Genomic DNA, 16,945 nt, shown 5'->3' with positions numbered 1-16,945 from the left:
GCAGCCGATGTCCTATCCTTGCAATTCGTGGATAACCTGAAGATGATTTGAAAATTACAATTCTGTTAGTTAGCAATTTCCCCGTTTTCTTCGTTTCGGTGCGCCCAATAATAAAGTGCCGGCAACACCAACAATGTCAGCGCCGTGGAAGACAGAATTCCGCCAATCACTACCGTCGCCAAAGGTCTCTGGACTTCGGCACCGGTACCGGTGGCAAGGGCCATGGGAATGAAGCCCAGCGAAGCCACCAACGCGGTCATCAATACCGGGCGTAGCCGTGTCAAGGCACCTTCATCGATGGCCAGGCGCAACGGCCGCCCCTCTTCGCGCAGACTGCGGATGAAGGCAATCATCACCAGACCGTTGAGCACCGCCACTCCAGACAGGGCAATGAACCCGACACCGGCAGAAATCGACAGGGGAATATCACGCAGCCACAAGGCGATCACCCCGCCGGTCAAGGCAAAGGGAATACCGGTGAACACCAGCATGCCGTCCTTGAGGTTGTTGAACATCATGAACAGCAAGGCAAACACCAGTAACAAGGCCACCGGTACCACGATCTGCAGTCGCCTGGCCGCCGACTGCAGTTGCTCGAACTGGCCTCCCCAGGTGGTCCAGTAACCCGCCGGGACCTGCACCTGTTGCTCGATGCGCTCGCCGGCCTCCTGCACGAATGAACCGATGTCGCGGCCACGCACGTTGGCGCTGACCACCACCAGCCGCTTGCCATTCTCGCGGCTGACCTGGTTGGGGCCCAGCACCAGGTCAAGGCTGGCCACATCCGCCAGGGCAACGAAGCCGATCTGCCCGGCACTGCCGACGGTGGCCGGTACGGGAATCAGCAAACGGGAAAGGCCCTGGATGTCGGTGCGCAAAGTGTCCGAGAGCCTGACCACCATGTCGAAGCGCCGATCGCCCTCGTACAGGGTACCCGCCTGCCGACCGCCTACGGCCACGGCAATGGTGTCCTGTACATCGCCGATGTTCAGGCCGTAACGGGCCGCCTTGTCGCGATCGATGTTGATGGTCAGTACCGGCAGCCCCGAGGTCTGCTCGACCTTGACCTCCGAGGCCCCCGAAACCTTCTGCAGGGTCTCGGCGATCTGTCCGGCCGTCTGGTTGAGCACGTCCATGTCATCACCGAACACCTTGACCGCAACATCGCTGCGCACCCCTGAAATCAGCTCGTTGAAGCGCAACTGGATCGGCTGCGACAACTCGTAGTTGCTGCCCGGCACCACCGCGCTGGCACGCTGAATGTCGGCGATCAACTGCTCGCGGCGCTTGCCTGGATCCGGCCATTGGTCCCTGGGCTTGAGCATGACGTAGCTGTCGGAAATGTTCGGCGGCATCGGGTCGGCGGCTATCTCGGCGGTACCGGTACGCGCGAACATCCGCTCGACTTCCGGTACCCGCTCGATCACCGCTTTTTCCAGCCGCGACTGCATGTCCACCGACTGCGTCAGACTGGTACCCGGCACCCGCAGGGCCTGCAAGGCGAAATCGCCTTCGCTCAGGCTCGGGACGAACTCACTGCCCAGGCGGCTGACCACCAGGCCCGACAGCACAATGGCCGCAACAGCCACGGCAAAGGCTGCCGGACGATGGCCCATTACCCACCTGAGCACCGGCTCGTAGCCGCGCCGTGCGCCGCGCATCAGCCAGTTTTCCTCTTCCCTGACCTTGCCGGTGACGAACAGCGCGATTGCCGCTGGCACGAACGTCACCGAAAGGATCATGGCACCGAACAAGGCAATGACCACCGTGAACGCCATCGGGTGGAACATCTTGCCCTCGACCCCGGTCAGGGCGAAGATCGGCAGGTACACGACCATGATGATCAGTTGCCCGAAAATCAGCGCCCGCCGCGCCTCCTTCGCCGCGGCGAACACCTCGTGCAGGCGCTCGGAACGCGTCAACAGGCGGCCATGCTGTTGCTGGGCGTGGGCCAGGCGCCTGATCGCATTCTCGACGATCACCACCGCGCCATCGACGATGATGCCGAAATCCAGTGCACCCAGGCTCATGAGGTTGGCGCTGACCTTGTTGGCGAACATGCCGGTAAAGGTGAACAGCATCGCCAGCGGAATCACCATCGCGGTTATCAGCGCCGCGCGTATGTTGCCCAGAAACAGAAAGAGCACCGCGATGACCAGGATCGCGCCTTCGACCAGGTTTGTCCTGACCGTGGCAATTGCCTTGTCGACCAGCGTCGTACGGTCGTAGACCGTGACGGCCATCACGCCCTTGGGCAGAGAACGATTGATCTCCGCCAGCTTCAATGCGACAGCCTGGGAGACCGTCCGGCTGTTCTCGCCAATCAGCATGAAAACCGTGCCCAGCACCACCTCTCGACCATTCTCGGTGGCAGCACCGGTGCGCAGTTCGCGCCCGATGCCGACGTCGGCCACGTGCCTGATCCGGATCGGCGTGCCATCGACATTGGCCATGACGATATTGGCAATGTCATCGACACTTGCGACCTGGCCCGGCGCACGAATCAACAACTGCTCGCCACTGCGCTCGATATAGCCGGCACCGACGTTGGCATTGTTGCGTTCCAGCGCGGTCAGCAGATCGCTTAGGGTGAGCTTGTAGGCCGCCAGGCGCTTGGGATCGGGAGCGATCTGGTACTCCTTGGCGAAACCGCCGATGGTATTGATTTCGGCGACGCCCGGCACATTGCGCAGCTGCGGCTTGATGATCCAGTCCTGGATCACCCGCAGATCGGTCGGCGTGTAAACGCTGCCGTCTTCCTTCAACGCGCCTTCGGCGGCCTCGACCGTCCACAGGAAGATCTCACCGAGCCCAGTCGATATGGGCCCCATGACCGCCTCGACGCCTTCAGGCAGTTGTTCGCGCGCGACCTGCAGACGCTCGTTGACCAACTGGCGGGCGAAGAACAGGTCGGTGCCATCCTTGAAGATGACTGTCACCTGGGACAAGCCCGAACGCGACAGCGAGCGTGTCTGCTCCAGGCCAGGCAGGCCGGCCATGGCCGTCTCGATGGGAAAGGTGATGCGCTGCTCGGTTTCCAGCGGCGAAAAACCCGGCGCCGCAGAATTGATCTGCACCTGGACGTTGGTGATATCCGGCACGGCGTCGATCGGCAGCTTCTGGTAGCTGGCAATGCCCAGCCCGGCCATCAGCAGGACCGCGAGCAGCACGATGATGCGCTGCTCTATCGCAAATTGGATGATGCGTTCGAACATGGGAGGCTACTCGTTCAGGGGAGCGATTCAATGGGCGTGCTCGGCCGAGTCCTTGCCCAGCTCCGACTTGAGAATGAAACTGCCGGTGGTCGCCACCCACTGGCCCGCCTCCAGGCCTTGCCTGATCTCGACATACCCGGCCTGGCGGGCGCCCAGGACTACCGGCCGGGCGACAAAGCCCTCATCGACGCGGACGAACACCGAAGGCTTGTCTTCCAGGGTCTGGATGGCATGCTCGGGCACCGAGACCCGGGCCGGCTGCGTGTCGCTCGGCAGCAGCACCGAGACGAACAGGCCCGGCCGCCATGCGCCAAGAGGGTTATCCAGGGTCACGCGGACTGTTGCGGTCCGGGTCTGCTCGCCGAGCAGGCTGCCGACATGACTCACGGAGCCGGTCACCTGTTCGTCGAGCTCCGCCGCGCTGATGGTGACTGATTTACCGACCCGGACCTTGCCCAGATCCCTGGCAGAAACACCGAAAGTGACCCAGACCCGCGACAGGTCCGACAGGGTGAAGGCATTGCTCGCCTCGTTGACCACCTCCCCCGGGACCAGGTGTTTCTCTACCACCACAGCGTCGAACGGCGCGCGCAACTCATAGCGGTTGCCACCAGCCAGCAAGGTGTTGCCGCTCAGTGCACTCATTTTCTGGCGGGCATTGCTCAAGGCGATCTCGGCCTCCTGCAGGCCCTGGCGCGCCTGCAGGAAATCCTGTTCGGCAGAGATTCGTTCCTGCCACAGCTGTCGCTCCCGCTCGTAGGTAGTGCGTGCCAGTTCGAGTCGGCGCTGGCTAGCCGCCAGCTCGCTGCGCTGATCGGAAATCTGCTGGCTGGCGATAACCGCCAGCAGATCGCCCTTTTTCACTGCCTGCCCCAGATTGACCTGGACCGACTCGACCACACCAGCGGCCCTGGGAACCACGTGGGCCGTGCGGTCCTCGTCGAAGCGGATTTCCCCGGGCAGGGAAAGCGTGCTGTTCAACGCCCGAAGCCGGGCTTCGGCCAGTTCGATGCCAACTGCCTGGATCTGTTCGGCACTGAGTATCAGCCGATCGGCCTCGCTTTCAGGCTGCCGAGTCTCGGCATGCCCGGCTTCACCGTGTTCCTCGGTACCTTCATGTCCGTATTGAGTCGCTGATGGGGGCGCGCCAACCTGGCGTTGCGTCCATGCGCCGACACCCAGACCGATCGCCAGGGTCAAGACGGCGACCATGATGTGTTTCTTGTCCATGCGTACTCCCGAGAGCATTGGCATCCGTCGTGACATCACCAGAGCGACTGTCGCGGCGGATCTTTGAGATTCGATGAAAAGAGCGCGCCCAATGCGCGATGAAATTCGTGGCTGCACCAGTGCCGGGGCTCCTGCATCTGGAAGATCGGGCGATGTAGCCGGTTATCACTGAGCAGCAGGCCGCTGACACACAAAAGGCAAATCACCAGACGTTTCAAACGTGCAGCCCTGGGCCGAGGAATGCGCTCACGGTGCCCCGGACAAGTCGCCGAACACCCGCTCGATCCGTACCCAGGCGTCAGTGACCTGGGCCGTCGCCTGGAGATACTGGGTGCGGGCGTTGACCAGGGTCCGTTGCGCATCGAGAACATCGAGGAAATTGAACTTGCCAGCCTCGAAGCCACGGGTGGCGGTGTCGACCGCGTCTTGCGCGGCAGGCAGGATGATCCGGTTGAATGACGTCACTTCGTTCTGCGCCGTATTCCACTGGTCCAGCGCCTGGCGCACATCGGTACGCAAGCGCAGTTCGGCGGCATTGCGCAGATCACGGGCCTGGTCGGCACGGCGCGCTGCCGAGAGGATGTTGCCCTGGTTGCGGTTGAACAGCGGGATGGGCATCGACACGCCCACCAGGTTGACCCGCTCGCGTTCGGCTTCGCTGTATTGGCTGCCCAGGCTTAACGTGAGGTTGGGTATACGCTGGGTCTTCTCCAGTCCCAGCGACGCCTCGCGTTGATCGATCTGCAATTGCGCCAGACGCAGGTCGGCGGTATCACCGATACGCTCAAGAAGGCCTGCTACCTCCGGGATACGTCCAGGCCCTTCGACATGGGTATCGACCCGTGCGAACTGAGCAACTGGCGCGCCGGTGACCTCGGCCAATCGTTGATAAGCGTCGGCTCGCTGAGCCTGCGCGCGATTCAACTCCAGGCGCACCTCCGAAAGCTGCACCTGCGCGCGAGTCGCTTCGACGGGCGAGGCTTTACCGGCTTTGATCCGCACCTGAGCGACACTCAAGCCCCGCTCGGCGAGTGCCTTCGACTGCTCGGCCAGCTGCAGGCGTTCCTGTGCACGCGCAGCGCCATAAAAAGCGCCGATGACATCGGCGCGCAACAGGTTGCGCTGACGCTCCAACTCCACCTCTGCGGCATCCTGACCACGCCGTGCCAACTCGACGCGAGCGCCGCGCTTGCCACCCAGCTCCAGCGCCTGGCTGACACTCAGGGTGGTGGTTCGAGTGTTTCGGCGGGTGTCTTCGGCCTGCCAGGAAAGTTCTGGATTGGGAATCAAGCCCGCTTGCTGGCGCTCTCCCCTGGCAATCTCGATACCCCACTGTACCGCCGCCAGCTCGGGGTTATTGGCCAGGGCAGTCTGCAGAGCATCATCGAGGGTCAATGCTGCGCCTTGTGCTGCCTGAAGGCGTTCGGCCGTGGTTGCCACCTGCACCACAACAAACATGGGCAGAGCCAAACGACGCCACGCAGCCCTTTTGCCTCTGGATCGGGGAAGTTTACTGTTCCAAAACATTTGCACTCTCCTTCCTCACCGCTCGCATTACCTTCGTCCATATGTGACGAGATAAAGCGGTACAGTTTTCAGTGGAGTGCAATGTAGTTTCCGACCTTTATCAGCAGGGTGACTAAAACATTACAAATACGTTATCCGGGAACTTTTAACACTGCAGTGAACTACTATCGGGGGGGGCACCATGAGGCGCCACTCAACAATATCCGCCAGCAATGAAAAGCAACAAATACCCGGAGCAAACCACCCCGAAACGACCACCCGACAAGGGATTACAGCTTGACCACAAGGTCACTTCAGGGTTTACGATCACATTATCAAACAACTCCAAACCCAAGAAAACTTATTACAAAAACTCTATGTTTTCTGAGCAACCACCCCTCAACCTTTCTGACTTCATAGAGTATTATCTCATGCGAATACTGGTTATCGAAGACGAAATAAAAACCGCAGAATATCTACATCAAGGTCTTACCGAAAACGGCTATATCGTCGACTGTACCAACAATGGAGCCGACGGTTTGCACCTGGCACAGCAACAGGCCTATGACCTGGTGATCCTGGACGTCAATCTTCCCCAGGTCGACGGCTGGGGCGTGCTGGAGCAGCTGCGCACCCACAGCAATACCCGAATCATGATGCTCACCGCTCGCGGTCGCTTGGCCGACAAGGTCAAGGGGCTGGATCTGGGCGCCGACGACTACCTGGTAAAACCCTTCGAGTTTCCTGAACTACTGGCCCGCGTGCGTACGCTGTTGCGCCGCAGTGAACACAGCCTGGCTCCGGAAACCCTCAAGGTCGCCGACCTGGAACTGGACCGGGGGCGTCACCGTGCCTACCGGGGCAGCCGACGCATCGACCTGACCGCCAAGGAATTCGCGCTGCTGCACCTGTTGATGCGTCACAACGGCGAAGTGCTGTCGCGTACCCAGATCATTTCGCTGGTCTGGGACATGAACTTCGATTGCGACACCAATGTGGTCGAGGTATCGATTCGCAGGCTGCGCGCCAAGATCGACGATCCCTTCGACAACAAGTTGATCCATACCCTGCGCGGCGTCGGTTACGTGCTGGAGCCGCGCGAATGAAATCGGTCCGCCTTTCCCTCAGGCTCGGCTTGACGGTCAGCCTCATGGGCGCCGGGTTGGTCGTACTGCTGGCAACCTTGGCGGTGCTCGCGCTCAACCGCGAGCTGAACATGCGCGTCGAGCGCAACCTGGAAAAGAAAATGGAGCAGTTGCAGCACAACCTCAGTGTGAATGTGACGGCCGATGATCCGTCCTTGCGCACCCACGCGCTGCTGGACCTGGTCATGGGCCACGACAACCTGAACCTGACGATCATCGGCCTGCTGCCGGCACCGTTGTCGCTGGGGACAGCCATCGACGGTCGGCAACTGGCACCTCTGGCGCCCCGGCAGCAACTGAGTTACCGAAGCTGGACCGACAGCGACGGCAATCGCTGGCTGACGGCTGCGCAACTGATTCGCCGGCAAAGTGGCGAGCCGTTAGGGGTATTGCTGTCGGCCAATCGCGCCGACGATCAACAACTGCTCGGCGCTTACCTGCGTTCAACGGTTGTCGCCTTGCCGCTGCTGTTACTGTCGATCGGCGTCGGCGCCTGGTGGCTGGTGCAACGCGGGCTGTTGCCGCTCAGGCAATTTCGCCGGGTCGCAGCCAGGGTTTCAGCCCAGGACCTGTCCCATCGGCTTTGCGTGGAGAAGCTGCCACAGGAACTCAGCGAGCTGGCTCACGGCATCAACTTCATGCTCAATCGCCTGGACAGTGGCGTGCAGCAACTCTCGCAGTTTTCCGATGACCTGGCGCATGAACTGCGCTCGCCCATCAGTAACCTGATGGGTAAGGCCCAGGTCACCCTGGCCAAGGATCGACCGGCAGAGGAATACAAGGCGGTGCTGGAATCCAGCATCGAAGAACTCAAGCGGGTCACCTGGATCATTACCGACATGCTGTTCCTGGCCCAGGTCAGCCATCCGGCAGCGTTGGTGCCGTTTGAAAAGGTGGCGCTGGGAGATGAAGTGCAGCGGGTTGCGGACCTGTTCGTCATTGCCGCCGAAGAGAAACAGATCCATCTGCAGGTCATCGGCCAGGCCACGGTGGCAGGTGATCGATTGATGATCCAGCGCGCGCTGTCCAACCTGCTGTCCAATGCCCTGCGCCACAGCCCCCCAGGTGCACGAATCGGCCTGGAGATCGAGCAACATGCCGAGTGCTTTGCGGTGGCTGTGAGCAATGATGGCGCAGGTATTGCCGCCGAACACTTGCCGCATTTGTTCGAACGCTTCTACCGTGTCGACGACAGCCGCTCGCGGCTCGAAGGCGGAACCGGCCTGGGCCTGGCAATCGTGCGCTCCATCATGGAAGTGCATCGGGGCCGCGCAGAGGTGACCAGCGTACCGGATGGCCTCACGGTTTTTCGGCTGGTTTTTCCGAAGAACACGGCGGCTCGATGACTTCGGCAATGAAGATCACCGAAGCGGGCTTTTGCGTCTCAGGGTGCAGCGGCTCACGGATTTCCAGCAACCGCCAGCCATTGCTGCGCAACAGCGCCACCCAACCTTCCAATGTGCGAAAGTACCAGGGCGCCGGGTCGCTGAAAGCTTCACTGAAACCCGTCCATGATCCACCTCGCCAACCCTCCACATAAGCCTGATCGCCGCAACCGAGCACAGGGTGAAGCGTCTGGATGACCAGTGTTCCGGTTGGGTTCAGCAGCGCCGGCAAGACCTTGAGCAGGCCTTCGACCGACTCCTTGCCCAACAGGGAGAAATTGCACGCGACGACATCCACCAGGCAGTTGAAGCCGCCCGCAACGATCTCCTCGTAGGACACCTGCTGGAACTCGCCACCGGCCTGTCGCGCCTGCTCCACCAGTTCGGCGACGCCATCGACGCCCAGCGCGCGGATGCCCGCATCAGCCAGGGCGCGCACCAACCAACCCTCGCCACAGCCCAGGTCGAGCACCGAAGCGGGTGCGCGACCCAGCACAGCAGCCAGCATCGCATCATCGGTGACCAGGCGCCGGTTGGCGATCTGCCCGCTGCGTACGGCAACGCTCCAGGGCGCGGCATTGTGCTGCCAGGATTCCATGATCCTGGCATCACTCAGCGGATCGACAGGCGTCTTCATTGCGTCAGGCTCAGCCGCGACTGGCAGCCAGGATCAACGCTTTCATCTCCGAGACCGCCGACTTGAAGCCGACGAACAGCGCGTGAGCCACCAGCGCATGGCCGATGTTCAACTCGTTGATGCCCTTGATGGCGGCCACGGCTTCGACGTTGTGGTAGTGCAGGCCGTGACCGGCATTGACGATCAAGCCCTGGGCCAACCCGAACGCTACGCCATCGGCCACACGCTTGAGTTCTTCGGCAACTTCGGCCGGGGTGTGCGCATCGGCATAACGGCCGGTGTGCAACTCGATGGCCGGGGCACCCACGCGGCGCGAGGCTTCGATCTGACGCTCGTCGGCATCGATGAACAGGGAAACCTCCGATCCCAGACACGACAGGCGCTCTACCGCCGCCTTGATGCGTGCTTCCTGCCCGGCCACGTCCAGGCCACCTTCGGTAGTCAGTTCCTGACGGGTCTCCGGCACCAGGCAGATATGCGCCGGGCGAATGCGCTCGGCGAACGCCATCATCTCTTCGGTGACGCCCATTTCGAAGTTCATGCGGGTCTGCAGCACGTCCTTGAGGACCAGGACATCGCGTTCCTGGATATGCCGACGGTCTTCACGCAGATGCACGGTGATGCCATCGGCACCCGCCTCTTCAGCATCCAGTGCCGCCTTGACCGGGTCAGGGTAGCGCGTACCGCGGGCCTGGCGCAGGGTAGCCACGTGGTCGATGTTGACGCCAAGAAGAATGCGGTTGCTAGTGGTCACGGAAACTCTCCTGAAGATTGAGCGCTACAGCATACGACGAGCTCAAGGCTTTCGGAACAGTTCCCGGCTGACTAATGGGCGCCCACCCAGATGCACGGCCAGGGCCTGGCGCATCAATCGCTTGGCTGCCGACAAGGCGCCGGGGGCGCTCCAGTCGGCTTGGGCCATCGCCAGCAGCTCCTGCCCCTTGAACAGCCCGGGCTGAAACAGATAGACACGCTCAAGGCCGGCGTCCACCTGCAAGCGATACAACCCCTCTTCGGCCAGCGGATCACCGTTGATGTCAGCATCCAGGGCAAAGCCATAGCCCAGCTCATCGAGCAGGCGCCATTCGAAGGAGCGCAGCAACGGCTCGAGCGCAAGCCCGGCGGCCAGGGCCTGCAGCGTCGCGGCATAGTGATCGAACAGCGCGGGCAGCGGGTCTTCGGCGGGCAGCAGGCGTATCAGCAGCTCATTGAGATAGAGGCCGCTGAACAAGGCGTCGCCGTTGAGCCAGAGGCTGAGCCCCGCGCTCTCCATGCGGCCGACATTTTTCAGCTCGCCACGCCCGCGGAACTCGACTTCCAGGGGAACGAACGGCCGCGCCAAGGTTCCGGCCTTGCCGCGCGCCGAGCGCAATACCGCGCGCAATCGACCCTGGGGTGTAAGAAAGTCCACCAGCGCGCTGCTTTCGCGGTAGGCCCGGCTGTGCAGGACATAGGCCGGTTGAGCGACGGGCTGACTCATGGAATCTCGCTGACAGCGATGGGGAGGGGGTTGCCTGCCCGGCTAAAGCGCCGGGCAAGCCAGGTATTACAAGTCGCCGTAGCCCAGCGAACGCAGGGCGCGCTCGTCGTCGGACCAGCCACCCTTGACCTTGACCCAGAGGTTGAGCATGACCTTGGAGTCGAACAGCAGCTCCATGTCCTTGCGCGCTTCGGTACCGATGCGCTTGATCCGCTCGCCCTTGTCGCCAATGATGATCTTCTTCTGACCATCGCGTTCGACCAGGATCAGGCCGTGGATGTGCAGCGTCTTGCCCTGTTGCTTGAATTCTTCGATCTCGACGGTGATCTGGTAGGGCAGTTCAGCGCCCAACTGACGCATGATTTTCTCGCGGATCAGTTCGGCGGCCAGAAAGCGGCTGCTGCGGTCGGTGATCTGGTCTTCCGGGAAGAAGTGATCGTTTTCCGGCAGGTGCTTGGCAATCAGGCCTTCCAGCACGTCGAGGTTGTGCCCCTGCTGCGCCGAAATCGGCACGATTTCAGCGTTCGGCAACTGCTGCTGCAACCACTCCAGGTGCGGCATCAGATCGGCTTTTTCCTCGATCCGATCAGTCTTGTTGATCGCCAGGATCAGTGGGCCCTGAACATACTGCACGCGATCGAGCACCAGCTGGTCCTCTTCGGTCCAGCGGGTACGGTCCACGACGAAGATCACCACATCGACGTCTTTCAACGCCGCCGAGGCGGTCTTGTTCATGTAGCGGTTGAGGGCTTTCTCGTTGCTTTTGTGCATGCCGGGGGTGTCGACGTAGATCGCCTGGATATCACCCTCGGTCTTGATCCCGAGCATGTTGTGCCGAGTGGTCTGGGGCTTGCGCGAGGTAATCGCCAGCTTCTGCCCGAGAATATGGTTCAGCAGCGTGGACTTGCCCACGTTGGGACGGCCGACGATGGCGACATAGCCGCAGCGGGTTACGTTTGTATCAGTCATTGCCATTCTCCACGCCCAGGGCTATCAGTGCTGCTGCGGCCGCCACCTGTTCGGCGATACGGCGGCTCACACCCTGACCTCGGCTTTTTTCGTTCAACAGGGTGATTTCACATTCGACGAAAAACGTCCGGCAATGGGGCTCACCCTGAATATCCACCACTTCGTAGCGGGGCAATTCGCAAGCCCGCGACTGCAAAAATTCCTGCAGGCGCGTCTTGGGATCCTTGTTGGTGTCGACCAGCGTCAGGCTTTCGAACTCGTTGGCCAGCCAGGACAGCACGCGATCACGTGCCGTCTCCATGCCCGAATCCAGATAGATGGCACCGATCAGCGCTTCCAGGGCATCGGCCAGGATCGATTCGCGGCGAAAACCACCGCTCTTCAATTCGCCGGAGCCCAGGCGCAGGTACTCGCCCAGGTCGAAACCGCGGGCCAGCAGGGCCAGGGTCTCGCCCTTCACCAGGCGGGCGCGCAAACGCGACAGCTGGCCTTCGCGTGCCTGGGGAAAGCGCTCGAACAGCGCCTCGCCGGCAACGAAGTTGAGAATGGCATCACCGAGGAACTCCAGGCGCTCGTTATTGCGTCCGGCGAAGCTGCGGTGAGTCAGGGCCAGGACCATCAGTTCCTGGTCCTTGAAGGTATAGCCGAGCTGACGCTCGAGACGGCTCAAGGAAACGCTCACAATGTACCCACGCGCATTTCGTGGTCGAATTTCACCACCGGATCGATGAACCGGGGCTCACACTTTTGTACTTTCAAGGAGGTCGGGACCGAAGTCCCCGCCACCGTCACGCTTAACGCATTATTCAAATCAGGATCCTGAAGGCTGTTGGGCCGTGGGCCCATACGGCGGAAGCTGTGAAGCCATCGAAGTCGACCGACCTGATAATCACAGCCTATGCCAGAAAAGCATTCGGCGCTGTCCCAGGACAGCGCCGTTGTGGTCTTACTTGATCAGACCCACTCGCGAGAAGTTCGGCAAGTGGCTCAGTTTCGGCTCCGGCCAGCTCATCCAGACAGCGAAGGCCTTGCCGACGATGTTCTGGTCCGGAACCATGCCCAGCAGATTCTTTGGAATCCGCGGGTCATCCCAGAAACGGCTGTCGTTGGAGTTGTCGCGGTTGTCACCCATCATGAAATAGTGACCGGCCGGCACTACCCATTGCTGATCGGGTGGCATGCGGTAGCGGCTCATTTCCTTGCGGATCAGGTGCTCCGCCGCGCCCAGTTTCTCCTGGTACAGCTCGGCGCTGCCCAGGGTGCCAGGCTCGCTACCGACCAACTGCTCGGCAATCGACTGGCCATTGACGAACAGGCGCTTGTCGTTGGTGTAGCGAATCTGATCGCCCGGCAGGCCCACGACACGCTTGATGTAGTTCACGTTCGGGTCGCTGGGGTAGCGAAACACCATCACGTCGCCACGCTGCGGGTCACCGACTTCGATGACCTTTTTGTCGATCACCGGCAGACGAATACCGTAGGAGAACTTGTTCACCAGGATAAAGTCGCCTACTTCCAGGGTCGGCTTCATCGATCCCGACGGGATCTGGAAGGGTTCGACCAGGAACGAGCGCAGTACCAGCACGATGAACAGCACCGGAAAGAACGATTTGCCGTACTCGACCAGCAACGGCTCCTTGTTCAACCGCTCGAGCACCGCCATCTCGGGCTGGCTGACGCTGCCCTGATAGTTGGAGATCGCCGTGCGCCGACGAGGCGCCAGGATCACCAGGTCGAGCAAGGCCAGCAGACCGCAAACGGCTACAGCGATGACTAACAACAGCGGGAAATTTAGAGACATAGGACCTAACTATCCAACCTGAGCACGGCAAGGAAGGCTTCTTGTGGAATTTCCACGTTGCCCACTTGCTTCATGCGTTTCTTACCGGCCTTCTGCTTTTCCAAAAGCTTGCGCTTACGGCTGACGTCACCACCGTAGCATTTGGCCAGTACGTTCTTTCTGAGCGCCTTGACAGTGGTCCGCGCCACAATCTGCCCGCCGATGGCGGCCTGGATTGCCACGTCGAACATCTGCCGCGGTATCAGTTCCTTCATTTTCTCGGTCAGAGCGCGACCTTTGTAGTGCGCATTGTCCTTGTGCACGATCAGCGCCAGGGCGTCGACCTTGTCACCGTTGATCAGCACGTCCAGCTTGACCAGGTTGGCCGACTGGTAGCGATCGAAATGGTAGTCCAGGGACGCATAACCGCGACTGGTGGACTTCAGACGGTCGAAGAAGTCCAGCACCACCTCGTTCATCGGCAGGTCATAGCGGACCTGCACCTGAGAGCCGAGGAACTGCATGTCGCGCTGGACGCCACGCTTTTCGATACACAGGGTAATGACGTTACCCAGGTGTTCCTGCGGCACCAGAATCGTCGCAGCCACGATCGGCTCGCGGAAATCCTCGACCGAAGAAACATCCGGCAATTTGGACGGGTTATCGACGTAGATCGTCTCACCGTTCTTCAATTTGACTTCGAAGATAACGCTCGGTGCGGTGGTGATCAGGTCCAGGTCGTATTCGCGCTCCAGGCGCTCCTGGATGATCTCCATGTGGAGCATGCCGAGGAAGCCGCAACGGAAACCGAAGCCCAGTGCGTCGGAGCTTTCCGGCAGGTATTGCAGCGACGAGTCGTTCAGGGTCAGCTTCTGCAGGGCATCGCGGAAGTCTTCGAAGTCGTCGGAGCTGACCGGGAACAGGCCGGCATAAACCTGCGGCTGTACGCGCTTGAAGCCCGGCAATACATCGACGTCGGGGGTGCTGCTCAAGGTCAGGGTGTCACCTACCGGCGCACCGTGAATGTCCTTGATGCTGGCAATGATGAAGCCTACTTCACCGGCTTTCAGATCAGCGGTCTGGGTGTGCTTGGGGGTGAAGACACCCACGCTGTCGACCAGATGCACCTTGCCGGTGGACTTGACCAGGATCTTGTCGCCCTTCTTCACGCGGCCATGACGCACGCGTACCAGGGAAACAACGCCCAGGTAGTTGTCGAACCAGGAGTCGATGATCAACGCCTGCAGCGGATCCTCGATATTGCCGGTCGGGGCAGGAATGCTGTGCACCAGGCGCTCGAGCACTTCGTCGACGCCCAGGCCGGTCTTGGCGCTGCAGGTCACGGCGTCGGTGGCATCGATGCCGATGATCTTCTCGATTTCTTCTTTCACGCGGTCTGGATCGGCCTGCGGCAGGTCGATCTTGTTCAGCACCGGCATGACTTCCAGACCTTGCTCGATGGCGGTATAGCAGTTGGCCACGGACTGGGCTTCCACGCCCTGGCCGGCATCGACCACCAGCAGTGCACCTTCACAGGCCGCCAGCGACCGGCTGACTTCATAGGTGAAGTCGACGTGGCCCGGGGTGTCAATGAAGTTCAGCTGGTAGTTGATACCATCCCTGGCCTTGTAATACAGGGTGACGCTGTGGGCCTTGATGGTGATCCCGCGCTCACGCTCGAGGTCCATGGAGTCCAGGACCTGGGCTTCCATTTCGCGCTCGGCGAGGCCGCCGCACATCTGAATGAACCGGTCGGCCAGCGTCGACTTGCCATGGTCAATGTGGGCGATGATGGAGAAATTGCGGATATGACTCAAATCACTCACGGATCAACACTCAAAAAGGCTGCGGGACGGACGCCCACCGAAAAATAGCCGGGAATTGTACCTGAAAGACGCCTGACCCGTCACGCGTGCAACCATTTCCTTCATCAGAAGCATCAGCTGCTCGTTCCCACGCTCTGCGTGGGAATGCAGTGTCAGACGCTCCAGCGTCGCATTCCCACGCGGAGCGTGGGAACGAGGCTCTGGCTTGGTCGCCACCCACACACAAAAAAAGGGCGGTCAATGACCGCCCTTTTCACCTTTCGTCGGCTTATTCAGCCAGCTTGAAGGTTATGAAGCTGGCGCGCCCCTGACGCAGGACGCGCATGGAGACCGAACGGTTCTTCGGCAGCCCCTTGGCGATTTCGGTGAATTCCTTCGCATCGCCAATCGCCTGGTTGTTCAGGTGGGTAATGACATCGCCCGGCTGCAGGCCAATCATCGCGGCAGGCCCATCCTGCACTTCCTTGATGACCACACCTCCCTTGAGGTCGAGCGTCTTTTTCTGCTCGGCGGTCAGGTCAGCCACGGCCACACCCAGGCGGTTGCTGCTGCGCGCGGAACCATCGGCACTGGCAGCGATGTCCTCGTCTTCATCCGGCAGCATGCCCACGGTGACGTCCACCGTCTTGCGCTTGCCATCACGGATCACTTCCAGGCTAGCCTTGGAACCTTCCTTCAGACCACCAACCAGGTGCGGCAGGTCTGCGGACATGACGATCGGTTGACCATTCATGCTCAGGATCACGTCGCCGACCTGCAAGCCACCCTTGGCCGCCGGACCGTCTTCCAGAACCTGGGCGACCAGTGCACCGGCCGGCTTGTCCAGACCGAAGGATTCAGCCAGATCCTTGTTGACTTCCTGAATCACGACGCCCAGCCAACCGCGACTGACCTTGCCCTCTTTCTTCAACTGATTGGACACATCCAGCGCCACATCGATCGGGATGGCGAACGACAGGCCCATGAAGCCGCCGGAGCGGGTAAAGATCTGCGAGTTGATACCCACGACCTCACCGTTCATGTTGAACAGTGGACCGCCGGAGTTACCCGGGTTGATTGCTACGTCTGTCTGGATGAACGGCACATAGGTGTCGTTTGGCAAGGTACGGCCCTTGGCGCTGACGATCCCCTTGGTGACCGAGTGATCGAAGCCGAACGGCGAACCGATGGCCACCACCCACTCGCCAACCTTGAGTTTCTCCGAATCGCCGAGCTTGACGATCGGCAGGTCCTTGCCTTCGATCTTCAGCAGTGCCACATCGGTACGCGGGTCGGTGCCGACCAGTTTGGCCGGGAACTCGCTGCGATCGGACAGACGGACGAGGATCTCGTCAGCATCGGCGATCACATGGTTGTTGGTCATCACATAGCCATCGGCGGAGATGATGAAGCCCGAGCCCAGTGATTGCGCTTCACGCTGGCGATCCCCCCGCGGCGTGCGCGGGGATTGCGGCGGCATGTTGCGTTCGAAGAACTCGCGAATTGCCGGCGGCAAGCCCTCGAGATCCGGCATCTGCCGTGAAGCAATGCTGCGATCGGGGAGCTTCTGCTTGGTACTGATGTTCACTACGGCCGGCGAGGCCTGCTCGACCAGACCGGTAAAATCAGGCAAGGCTTCGGCCTGGGCTGTGAACACCTGACCGAGCATCAGCACGGCGGCAAACAGAGGAAGGCAGGATTTCAAGCGTGGTATCAACATACGGCTCCCGTAGCAACGAGCATGGTTAAGCAATAGGGACCAGAAAACGCAAAAAACCCGGACACTGCAATAG

13 protein-coding genes are annotated in these 16,945 nt (G+C 60.9%); 2 read left to right on the top strand and 11 right to left on the bottom strand.

Going from position 1 to position 16,945, the window contains the following annotated elements; all coding sequences use genetic code 11:
- Positions 1-65: 65 nt before the first annotated feature.
- The 3 genes from F2S13_RS02235 to F2S13_RS02225 all read right to left on the bottom strand — a co-directional run bounded on the left by F2S13_RS02235 (position 66) and on the right by F2S13_RS02225 (position 5,903).
- A complete protein-coding gene (locus F2S13_RS02235) occupies positions 66-3,215 on the bottom strand; it encodes a CusA/CzcA family heavy metal efflux RND transporter (RefSeq protein WP_166358624.1) in 3,150 nt (1,049 codons plus the stop codon).
- A 27-nt stretch (positions 3,216-3,242) separates the two neighbouring features.
- Positions 3,243-4,445, bottom strand: a complete 1,203-nt coding sequence (locus F2S13_RS02230) for an efflux RND transporter periplasmic adaptor subunit (protein ID WP_166358622.1) — start codon at positions 4,443-4,445, stop codon at positions 3,243-3,245.
- A gap of 246 nt (positions 4,446-4,691) precedes the next feature.
- Complete coding sequence (locus F2S13_RS02225; protein WP_166358620.1) at positions 4,692-5,903, bottom strand: TolC family protein; 1,212 nt, start codon at positions 5,901-5,903, stop codon at positions 4,692-4,694.
- 479 nt (positions 5,904-6,382) lie between these two features.
- Here F2S13_RS02225 and F2S13_RS02220 point away from each other — a divergent pair, with 479 nt between their 5' ends.
- Together F2S13_RS02220 and F2S13_RS02215 are read left to right on the top strand one after the other, a co-directional pair.
- The gene (locus F2S13_RS02220; RefSeq protein WP_166358618.1) at positions 6,383-7,057 is read left to right on the top strand and encodes a heavy metal response regulator transcription factor; all 675 of its coding nucleotides are present in this window, start codon (positions 6,383-6,385) and stop codon (positions 7,055-7,057) included.
- Entirely contained in the window at positions 7,054-8,442 is a 1,389-nt protein-coding gene (locus tag F2S13_RS02215) for a heavy metal sensor histidine kinase (protein WP_166358616.1), read from the top strand. Before F2S13_RS02220 ends, F2S13_RS02215 begins: the two co-directional genes overlap by 4 nt.
- Here F2S13_RS02215 and F2S13_RS02210 read toward each other — a convergent pair.
- The 8 genes from F2S13_RS02210 to F2S13_RS02175 form a co-directional block, all read right to left on the bottom strand.
- Positions 8,396-9,118: a class I SAM-dependent methyltransferase gene (locus tag F2S13_RS02210; RefSeq protein WP_166358614.1), complete on the bottom strand. Its 723-nt coding sequence runs from the start codon at positions 9,116-9,118 to the stop codon at positions 8,396-8,398. The two genes, F2S13_RS02215 and F2S13_RS02210, sit on opposite strands and share 47 nt — an antisense overlap.
- Before the next feature lie 10 nt (positions 9,119-9,128).
- Positions 9,129-9,872 carry a pyridoxine 5'-phosphate synthase gene (pdxJ, locus tag F2S13_RS02205; protein ID WP_166358612.1) on the bottom strand — a complete coding sequence of 248 codons (744 nt, stop codon included), beginning with the start codon at positions 9,870-9,872 and terminating at the stop codon, positions 9,129-9,131.
- 42 nt (positions 9,873-9,914) lie between these two features.
- Positions 9,915-10,598 carry a DNA repair protein RecO gene (recO, locus tag F2S13_RS02200; RefSeq protein ID WP_166358610.1) on the bottom strand — a complete coding sequence of 228 codons (684 nt, stop codon included), beginning with the start codon at positions 10,596-10,598 and terminating at the stop codon, positions 9,915-9,917.
- 66 nt (positions 10,599-10,664) lie between these two features.
- The gene (gene era, locus F2S13_RS02195) at positions 10,665-11,567 is read right to left on the bottom strand and encodes a GTPase Era (protein ID WP_166358608.1); all 903 of its coding nucleotides are present in this window, start codon (positions 11,565-11,567) and stop codon (positions 10,665-10,667) included.
- The gene (gene rnc / locus F2S13_RS02190; protein ID WP_166358606.1) at positions 11,560-12,249 is read right to left on the bottom strand and encodes a ribonuclease III; all 690 of its coding nucleotides are present in this window, start codon (positions 12,247-12,249) and stop codon (positions 11,560-11,562) included. Before rnc ends, era begins: the two co-directional genes overlap by 8 nt.
- A gap of 264 nt (positions 12,250-12,513) precedes the next feature.
- Positions 12,514-13,368: a signal peptidase I gene (lepB, locus tag F2S13_RS02185; RefSeq protein WP_166358604.1), complete on the bottom strand. Its 855-nt coding sequence runs from the start codon at positions 13,366-13,368 to the stop codon at positions 12,514-12,516.
- Between the two features lie 5 nt (positions 13,369-13,373).
- The gene (gene lepA / locus F2S13_RS02180) at positions 13,374-15,173 is read right to left on the bottom strand and encodes a translation elongation factor 4 (RefSeq protein WP_166358602.1); all 1,800 of its coding nucleotides are present in this window, start codon (positions 15,171-15,173) and stop codon (positions 13,374-13,376) included.
- A 268-nt stretch (positions 15,174-15,441) separates the two neighbouring features.
- Positions 15,442-16,866, bottom strand: a complete 1,425-nt coding sequence (locus tag F2S13_RS02175) for a DegQ family serine endoprotease (protein WP_425500210.1) — start codon at positions 16,864-16,866, stop codon at positions 15,442-15,444.
- Positions 16,867-16,945 lie beyond the last annotated feature (79 nt).

It is taken from the genome of Pseudomonas akapageensis (assembly GCF_011355085.1).
GTDB classification, from domain to species: domain Bacteria; phylum Pseudomonadota; class Gammaproteobacteria; order Pseudomonadales; family Pseudomonadaceae; genus Aquipseudomonas; species Aquipseudomonas akapageensis.
This window is presented reverse-complemented; position numbering and strand designations above follow the sequence as displayed.